The following is a 10217-nucleotide window of genomic DNA, read 5'->3' on the forward strand; positions in this document are numbered from 1 at the left end:
AACCTAAGTCAATTTTTTAACATTACACCCAAAGATATCTTTGTAGTTTATCTCTTACAGCGCTTTTAATTTAAGTAGACGACAAAACTCTTTTGGGTTAGGGAGTAGGGAGCAGGAAAATTTTATTGGGTTGGCCGTACTAACTGTAGTCTATCTATGTGAAAAGTGCTAAAAATCTAGGGCAGCCATAACAAAGAACTTTCAAAAAGGAAATACTTCATCTTATTATTTAATTTAGCTGATGACTAAATTAACAAATTATTCATCAAAAATACTTTTGTGAATAATTTTTTGCTGATGATTTTTTTAGGGGATTAGATTGTATAGTTATAGCGCTACGCAAATACTTTAGGACATTCCTCTATTCCGTATTCCCTATTCCCTTACAACCCAAATTTATTGTCAAACGCCAAAAGACGTAGTGCTATATATAGTTTTTAATCCTACATTTTTTAGTGGGGAATGTGAGTTAAAACTTTGCTTCTGCCTGCTTCAGAATCAACTTGGATAAACGCGCCCTTTCCAATAACCACCTCGCCCTCGCCAGTGTCGCCAAGCTGAATCTATTGTGATTAATATATAAATCAAAGCAATAGTTGGTAAACCCATCGCATATATTGGTGAAAGTTGATAAAATCTAACAATAGGTAAGTAAGCTAAAAACATTAATAATCTGGCTAATAAAGCGATCGCTACTACTTGCCACCAACCAAAAATCACTCCCAAAATTATTCCTAATGAGGGAACTAAATAAACTAATTTCATTCCTATTACTGTTACTACTAACAAGAATGGAGAATAATTTAACTGAGTAAAAGCAGTACGAGCTACCATATTCCAAATACTAACTAAATCAGGATAAGAACGTAGACTTTTAGTCTCTGAAGTTAGCCCTAACCAAATCTTTTTATTTGTTGATTTTTGTTTAACTGCTTTAGCCAAAGCACAATCATCTATCAAAGCATTTTTAATAACCTCTATTCCGCCAACTTCATCTAAAACTTGCTTACGAATTAATATACAACCACCAGCAGCAGCAGCCGTTGATTTTTGGGGATTATTTACCCATCTAAACGGATATAATTTTTGAAAGAAAAACACAAATGCGGGAATCATTAATTCCTCTGCTAAAGTTTCGCATTGTAGTTTCACCATTAAAGAAGCTAAGGCTAAATTTTCTTGTTCTGCTTTGACAACAAGTTGACGAATATTAGTAGAGAAATGTTCAATATCTGCATCATTTAAGAGAAAATAATCTGGGTCTGGAGTTTGTTGTTTTGCATAGTTAATTCCTTGATTAATTGCCCATAATTTTCCTGTCCAACCATTCGGTAAATCTGCTCCTGAAATAACTTCTAGTTTTGTACAATTATTACCTTGTTGAGCAGTGCATCTTGCGACAATACTTGTGTTATCTCTGCTATGGTCGTCTACTAAGATTATTTTTAAATTCCCTGGATAATGTTGATTTAATAAGGAATTTAGCGTTTTTCGTAATAATTTTGCTTCATTTCTAGCAGGAATTATCACAGAAACTGACGGCCAATATTCGATATTTTCAATTTCTGTTTCTGATGTTGGCAATAGTCGTTGGTCTGCTAGCCAAAATTTTCCTCGAAAAATTAACAAATATATCCATATTATGAAGTTAGAAATTACCGTTATTAATACAATTTTTTGCTCCATAAATAAACCTTAAATTTTTTAATAAATCAATTACAAAAGTTTTATACTTGATGAGCTATAAAGTTTTAGCAGAATAGACAGCAGGGAAAAGCAAGCATAGATTAAGATTAAGATTAAGATTAAGATTAAGATTAAACTGTACTTCACTATCTTAAAAAGTCAAGATATTTCTTGGACTAAAAATTAGCCTAACTCTCAGAAATTTTTACAGCTTATTCCTCCTGACTCCTGTAAGGGTAATTTCCTACGGAATGTTTGGCAAAAATGAATTACCCCTAATTATTTATAGCAACAACCTAACTATAGCAATCCTATTTAAGTTGTAATATTTTGGTGGTAGGGGCTTTCCGGCCGTTTCGCTCCGCGACATGAAACGCCCCTACAGGAGTCATATCATGTCCGCTGGTATGGTCCTGTGTAAAAGTTAGGATGAATATCTACAGGAAATTTAAGTTTTTTCCAGCTTTTAAGCCTTCTGTTCTAGATAATTAAAGCCTTCTTCCTTCTTCCTTCTTCCTTACCTTACAATACCGATGCTACCGGATTTGATATCATAACCCAGGAATCAGGATTCATAATTTTCAAGGTTTTCAGTTCAAATTAACTATTACAAAAATTGTCACAACCAATGCGCGGATTGCTATATTCGTAGTAAACATTTATCACGCCTGGTATAATTAGTATTCCTATTACCAAATAAACGCAGAGAGAAACTTTGCTTATAACAGAAGGAATAAACTATATTTTTTCCCTCTGCTAAAAGCTTTAGAGCAACTAAGCATCTGGGCAAAATAACCAGTGCATTTTTAGTCGGCAAGGAGTAGGGAAATAACTACTAAAAAATTTCAACATAACTCAATAGTAAATATACCAATAATTATGTCTAACTACTTACAGCAATTTTTAGGATAGTGAGGTACAGTTTAATACTAATTTCTCTTCCCTATTCCCTATTACCTATTCTAAAGTTTGAGAACTTTGTACCTCATTAACTCCAAAACTGCTGTAAAATTCATTGACTAATCAAGGTAAAAATATTTTTCACTTTTCGACAAGCCTACAAAACCTAAAGATTAATAATTTCTACCACTTCTAAATTCTCAGCAGGTGTAAATCCAAATACACGGGAATAAAAATAAAATTCTCCATCCAAAGCACGTTTAATATTCTCTGAACGGCGAAAACCATGTTGTTCTTCTGGAAAAGCAACATAAGCTACTGGTAATCCTTTTTGCTGCAAAGCTTCTAGCATTTTCTCAGCTTGATTTGGCGGTACAATTTTATCTTCTAACCCTTGGAAAAAAATTACAGGGCAAGACAAACCCTCAGTAAAATTAATCGGCGATCGCTGTTGATAAATCTCTTTTTTTTCAGGATAAGGTCCGATTAATCCATCTAAATAACGGGATTCAAATTTATGAGTATCTGTTGCTAAAGCTTCTAGGTCACTAACTCCATAATAACTGGCTCCTGCTTTAAATACATCCTTAAAAGTTAAGGCACATAAAGTAGTATAACCTCCGGCACTACCACCAGAAATAGCCATACGATTACTATCTACTAATCCCTGTTTAGCTAAATATTGAGCGCCATTTACACAATCATCAACATCAACAATACCCCAATTATTTTTTAGTCTTTGCTGATACTCTCTTCCATAGCCAGTACTACCTCCATAATTAACATCAAGTAAGGCAAAACCACGACTTGTCCAATATTGAATTTTTAAGCTTAAACTACTAGAAGTTGCTGCTGTTGGACCGCCATGACTTTTGACTAAAAGAGGTGGTTTTTCTCCTACAGGTGGAGTGTAATCTTTATTAGTTGGTGGGTAAAATAAACCATAAGCAGTCTTACCATTTTCTGTAGGAAATTCTATTGCTTGAGGAATAGATAAATAACCAGAATCAATTTTTAAATCCGTAGAACGTTTTAAAATATCAATGGCACCTGTAGATAGATTTAGTTGTACAACTGCACTAGGTTCTGTGGGGGAACTTCCCAGAAAACAAACTCGACTTCCTTGTGCTGTTAAACAACCAATAGAAGTATAGGGTATTTCTATTTCCTGTAGATGTTTTTTAGTAGTATTAAGAGTCGCCAAATGCCCAATTCCATTCTGAGCAAAAGTGCAGAGAATTTTGTTGGGTGCTGTGAAGGTATAAGTAGACATTCCAAAAACCCATTGTGGCATTCCAAACTCGGCATCTAAAGGATACAATGGAGCTACATTTGCAGTCTCAGTAACTCCTGGCACTTGATAGAGATTCCACCATTTAGAGCGATCGCTCACAAAACATAACATTCCATCTGGCGACCACTGGGGTTGAAAAATTGATTCTTCTTTCCCTCCAGCAACGAACTTACCTTCATCTAATGAACCATCTGTATTCACCTGAGCGACCCATAACTCCGTACCATCCCAAGGCATATTTGGGTGGTTCCAACAAATCCAGCAAAGTTGCGAACCATCGTTACTCAGACGAGGTGAGGCATAAAAATCATAACCCTCTGCTAATATCTGGATATCTTCTCCATTTTTCAGGTTAATGCTAACTATCCTATTCGTAGGTTCCCCACCCTTTGTATGATCTTCCTGAATACAAATTAAGCGATCGCGCTGTTTATCTATCACACCGTCAGCATAACGTAGATTTGCTTCCGGAGTTAAAGGTTGGGGTTCTGTACCTGGTGTTTGACGATAGAGACGTTGATCGGCAAAGTTAGAAAAATAAATCGTACCATCTGCCACCAAAAAAGCTCCACCACCGTATTCATGGACGCGGGTGCGTACGTTAAAAGGTGGAGGAGTAATGTCAGTTGTCTGTCCATCTGGACTGTGACGCACAATTACATTTCGTCCACCCTCTGAAGGTCGTCCTTCAATCCAGTAGACATCATTACCATCAATGGTGATACTACTAAGTCCAATTGTTCCGGCCACAATTAAATCGGTAGTTATAGGGGATTTCCAAGAACCTAAAGGTGCTATTTGTGTCATAGTTAGGATGAATATATAGTGCAGGATTTAGTATTTAATTGTGTCATTGTTGGTTGTCAAATTCTATATATTCCGTTTCATTTAAAGAATTACTAGATTATTGAGCAACTGGAGCAATGGATAATTAACAACAAAGTAACTGTTATAACAAATTTTTAGGAAAATGGGGAAATGTCTTAAGCTTTTAAGATTCAATTAGGTAAAAATTTCAAAAGCTATTTAGTTACTAATGATGTGTTTTTATTGCTCTAGGAAAAGTGAGTATGGGCAAGTGTCCACTTTTTTTTATGCTGAATAAGTTGGGAAAAAAGGCGATCGCAAAGGGGAAGGTCGTTCTATCCCTCCTTTTTCTTTCGTTTATTTTGTAGATGAAGTGAAAGCGATAGGTATTCTCAGAATAAAAAGTTTTTTCTACTTAAATAAATTGAGTTAATTATCAAATCTTTCTTGAGTTTAAAGAAGCAGTCAGCATTTAGCACCCACTCCTCTAGTTCCCCTCCCAGAAAGGGATAAAAATGAATTTTTTTTTAGCGTCAAGATGGGGATTTTCATCTTAGCTCCAAAAGCTAATAGCTGAATGCTAAAAGCTGATAGTTAGTTCAACAGATTCCTCAGATTATTTTTCAGTAAAAATACTAGCAAATTATTCCTAAATTGACAGTATATTTGGGTAGAGTTCTAATCAATAATAATCAGGTTTATGGGTTAAATAAGGGTGTCTGGATGCAGAAGCACGACCTAACGCTAGAAGACTTGCAAATTGCTAATAATCTAAAGGGAATAGCAAATATTTTTGAGAAACTTGGCTACAACACAACAGTAGAACCACTTAGTATAGAAGAATTAGAGTTACCAACTAAAAGTTTTCAAGCTGTGAAGGATATGACTGTCAGTCTCAAACCTTGGCATGATGTTGCATTGTGGCAATGGTTAGAAGATTGTAGTTTTCCCAGTAACAAAGAAGTCAGGGAAAAGATTACTAATGTCACTGGAAATTGGTCGTTTCTGCTGCAAAAGTTCTATCAACTAGCGAACTCTGAACCTAGTCGCTGGCAAGATGCTTTAGATAATTTGGAACAGCAGTTACAAAATCCTGAATTTGTAAGGGAGGTATATCTATCAATGGGATTTGATAATTCCCAACCTCAACGACAACAAGTGTTGAAAATTTTAGCTGAATTAGGAGAAGAATCGGTTGAGGATTTAATTGAACTTGTTGACGACATTCCACTTGATGATGCTATTTTTGATGTTTTAGAAAGAGCAGTAGAGAATTTACTTAAAGATTTTAAACGGCAACAAAGTAGCAGTAAATTGAGACCTAAGTTAAATAAATTATTGCAGAAAATTTACTTTTTTTTGGAAGAGCAAAGTAATGATTTATTAGAGTTAGAATATCGAGAAATTATCGAACGAGTGTTGGAAGTAATTGCTACAGAAAATCTTCGGAGTATTGAAAGAGAAATTAAGCAAAAATGGCAGCATTATGTTGATAGTAATTATATTAATAGTTTAGCGTCTGACTTAGATGAACTTTTTGTTGATGCAGAACTTTATTATCAACTTGAAGAGGAGAAAAAATCAAACCCATTGGAGATGATAAAAGCGGAAGATATTCAGTTAATTTGTTATCAATGGTTTAAACCTCCAATTGTTTCAACAGAAGAATCAAAATCAATCTACAACGGTTTTCATTTAGGTAGACTAAAGTAGGGAAATTCTATGGAACTTCCCTACAAAGTTTTATTGATAAAGGCGATCGCTATTGTTGGCAAATGGTTGGGATGAAGTATTGATGACAGTGTGAGCGTCTCGCTCACGCACAGGAGCAGGAAAATTGCTCACACACAGGAAAAATTTTTGGCGTTGCTGAATGATTGTATGATTTTTAGTAGGGGCGATTTGCGAATCGTTCCTACAGTAGTCAGTAGTCAAAATAGCTTTTTTCCTTACTATCAATCTTACTCCGATACGAACTTCATATCTTATTTCAGCAATGCCAAAATTTTTAGATGCTTCGCAAACTATTAAAAAAGCGATCGCCTCTACAAAAAACTATCCTCGTCTAACTTTTTCTACAACATCCTCATCCTTGCTGTTACTATAACCAGTTTTCCCGTTACCATTACCATTAACATGACCATTACCATTCCCATTTTCCTCAAAAGCTACATCTATCTCATAACCCCCTACCAAATCTTCAGCAGACGACTTACCAAATAAACTCAACTGTAGACCCTTTGCCATTACATAAAACACTGGCACTACATACAAACTCAAAATCGTAGACACCAACATACCACCCATAACTGACATTCCGATGGAAACCCGACTAGCAGCACCCGCACCAGAAGCAAAAGCTAATGGCATTACTCCGAAAATTGTGGAAAACGCAGTCATCAAAATCGGACGAAAACGTAACCGTGATGCCTCAACTGCTGCCTTAGTAATAGACATTCCCTCTGCCAATAACTGGTTAGCAAATTCCACAATCAAAATAGAATTCTTAGTCGCCAAACCAATTAACATAATCAACCCAATACGACTATAAACATTAATCTCTAACTGTGCTAACCACAACGCCCCAAAAGCACCCAACAAAGATAAAGGCACTGCCAATAAAATCACCACCGGGTCGATATAACTCTCAAACTGAGCTGCTAACGTCAAAAAAATAAAAATCAATGCCAACCCAAAAATATATACCGTTGCTTTACCTGCATCTCGAAACTGGGATGACTGACCCTTTAAATCTACCCGCATATCAGCAGGTAAAATCCTATCCGCCAAATCATATAACGCTTGCAACGCCTCACCCAAACTAACTCCTGGTGCCGGACTTCCTGTAATAGTTGCCGAACGAAAGCGGTTAAAATGGTTAATTTCAGGAGGAGTTGTGCTTGTCTTCACAGTCACCACATTACTCAAAGGTATCATCTCCCCTTGCTGAGTTCGCACATATAGATCCTCAATATCTTGGAGATTATTGCGAAACTCATCCTCAGCTCGCACAATTACATCATAGCGTTGATTTCCTTGAGTAAAATTCGTAATATCTTCCCCACCCATCATAATTTGTAATGTCTGAGCAATATCCTCTACCGATATTCCTAAATTAGCAGCTTGGGAACGATTAATTTCTACTGTTATCTCAGGTTTATTAATTGTCAAGTCTGTGTCAACATTATTTAGTTGGGGTAACTGTTGCGCCTCATTACTAAATTCTTGAGATACTCGTGCTAATTCTTCAAAATCATTTCCCTGCAAGACAAACTGTATGGGGCGACTGCGACCACTACCAGGTAACGAACCAGGATTAATTGGAAATACTCGTGCATCTGTAATTGGTGCAAATGCTCCAAACAACCGTTTGACAACTTCTTGTTGTGCTTGCTCTGGTTTTGTGCGTTCTGACCAGGGTTTAAGATTAGTGAAAGCAAAAGCTCGGTTAGCTTGAGCTGAACGACCAAACCCGGTAATACTGAAATAACCTCTCATTTCTGGCACTTGAGCAAGTTTATCTTCTACCTGACCCATGACATTGTTAGTATATTCAACGCTTACCCCTTCTGGTGCAGTTACAGAAACAAATACCCGTCCCCGGTCTTCTGTAGGCAAAAACCCTTGAGGCAACTGTTGGAATAACCAAATTATTACCCAAAAAGATAAGACAAATCCTAAAATTACTAATGGTTTTACTCCCATCAACAGACGTAATGAGCGATCGTATATTACTGAAATGCGACTTAGAGCATAATCAAATAAATCTAGAGGAATGGCAAGTAGACGGGAGAGAAAATTTCCTTGTTTTCCTGATTCGTGTTTTTTGAGAATTCTCCCTGACAATGATGGTGCAAGAGTTAAAGCAACGAAGGTGGAAAATACTACTGACACTGCAAGAGTTAGGGCAAATTCATTAAATATTTGTCCGGAACTACCACCAGAAAATCCCACAGGTAGAAATACTGCAATTAAGACAATAGTTGTGGCAATTACAGCAAATACGACTTCCCTCACTCCTAATATTGCTGCTTGCATGGGAGTTTTCCCTTCCTCTTGGATATATCGAACAATATTTTCTAAGACCACAATAGCGTCATCTACTACCAAACCTGTTGAGAGGGTGAGAGCAAATAGGGTGAGAGTGTTGATGGAAAATCCCATAAAAAACATTACCCCAAAAGCTCCAATTAGGGAAACAGGGATAGTAATAGTGGGAATGAGAGTTGCTCGCCAATCTCTGAGAAATACATAGATAACTAAGACAACTAAACAAATTGCTAATAGTAAACTTTTCCAGACTTCTTTGATGGCAGCTTCTACAAATGTTGAGTAGTCAACGCTGACGTAATATTTCATTCCATCTGGAAAATCTTTAGATAATTCTTCCATCTTAGTTTTGACACCCGTGGCAACTTCTATAATATTTGCCCCGGAAAGTTTACTAATTCCCAGACCTATTGCTGGTTTTCCATTGTAGCGGGCAATTGTCCGATCGCTCTCTGCTCCAATTTCTGCTCTACCAATATCTCTTAATCTTGTCAGAGAAGAATCATCATTTCGTCTGATAATCAAGTTTTCATAAGCTTCGGGGTTTTGTAGACGACCAATAGTACGAATCGGATATTCTGTAGATTTTCCTTCTATTCTGCCACTGGGAATTTCTACATTTTGTCGTCTGAGAGCTGCTTCCACATCTAAAGCAGTAATATTTCGAGCAGCCATTTTTTTAGGATTTAACCATAGTCGCATGGCGTAGCGACGTTCCCCACCAATTAAAATACTACCCACCCCATCAACAGTTTCTAAGACATTTTTGATAAATTTATCTGCATAGTTACTTAACTCCAACGGTGAATATTTTTCCCCAGTTAAAGCTAGCCAAATAATTCTTTCTTCATCGCTACTTCGTTTAGAAACTACTGGCGCATCAACTTCATCCGGCAGTCTTCTCATGGCGCGGGAGACACGACTACGAACATCTTGAGCTGCTGCTTCTATATCCCGACTCAGTTCAAATTCAACATTTATGGAACTCGAACCTTCCCTTGTAGTAGAGGTGAGAGTTTTGACACCTTCAACGCCATTAATTTCTGCTTCCAGAATTTCTGTTACTTCTGTTTCCACTACTTCTGGGTTAGCTCCTGGGTAGTTAGTTCGCACGCTGACCACTGGGGGGTCGATACTAGGAAATTCTTGTACTGGTAAGCTAACATAACCCACTAATCCTACTAGGATAATTAGTAGGGAACACACTGAGGCAAATACTGGTCTTTTGATGAAAAAATTGGTAAACATTGGCAGAATTTAGAATTTAGAATTTAGAATTAAAAATTCAAGAAGGTCAAAACTCAAAAGTAAAAAGTAATATTTTGAATGTGACTAAGTGGGTAAATCTGATTACATCTTAACTGCAAATACCTAGTTTATTTGCTTATTGATTGAGAAAATTTCAAAGCTTTAACCCTCTTGGTACTAAGAAAAAGAATGTTTTGGTAAACTTTTTCCTCCTAATACCTTCTTTTTTCCT

General features: G+C 36.5%; 5 protein-coding genes. 1 reads left to right on the plus strand and 4 read right to left on the minus strand.

From position 1 onward, the window contains the following. Positions 1 to 498 precede the first annotated feature (498 nt). Positions 499 to 1686, minus strand: coding sequence for a glycosyltransferase (locus tag ACP6PM_RS06770; RefSeq protein WP_426583036.1), 1188 nt, complete (start codon positions 1684 to 1686; stop codon positions 499 to 501). A gap of 1066 nt (positions 1687 to 2752) precedes the next feature. Next, a complete protein-coding gene (locus tag ACP6PM_RS06775; protein ID WP_426583038.1) occupies positions 2753 to 4687 on the minus strand; it encodes a S9 family peptidase in 1935 nt (644 codons plus the stop codon). 723 nt (positions 4688 to 5410) lie between these two features. On the opposite strand from ACP6PM_RS06775, the gene ACP6PM_RS06780 reads away from it, so the two are divergent. Then, on the plus strand, positions 5411 to 6400 hold the full coding sequence (locus ACP6PM_RS06780) for a hypothetical protein (RefSeq protein ID WP_426583040.1): 990 nt from the start codon (positions 5411 to 5413) through the stop codon (positions 6398 to 6400). A 30-nt stretch (positions 6401 to 6430) separates the two neighbouring features. Here ACP6PM_RS06780 and ACP6PM_RS06785 read toward each other — a convergent pair whose 3' ends face one another. Beyond that, positions 6431 to 6622, minus strand: a complete 192-nt coding sequence (locus ACP6PM_RS06785; RefSeq protein WP_426583042.1) for a hypothetical protein — start codon at positions 6620 to 6622, stop codon at positions 6431 to 6433. Positions 6623 to 6742: 120 nt separating this feature from the next. Beyond that, positions 6743 to 9985, minus strand: a complete 3243-nt coding sequence (locus ACP6PM_RS06790) for an efflux RND transporter permease subunit (RefSeq protein ID WP_426583044.1) — start codon at positions 9983 to 9985, stop codon at positions 6743 to 6745. Positions 9986 to 10217: the final 232 nt, after the last annotated feature.

Origin of the sequence: Dapis brunnea BLCC-M229 (assembly GCF_050015995.1) — a bacterium.
Classification (GTDB): domain Bacteria; phylum Cyanobacteriota; class Cyanobacteriia; order Cyanobacteriales; family Microcoleaceae; genus Trichodesmium.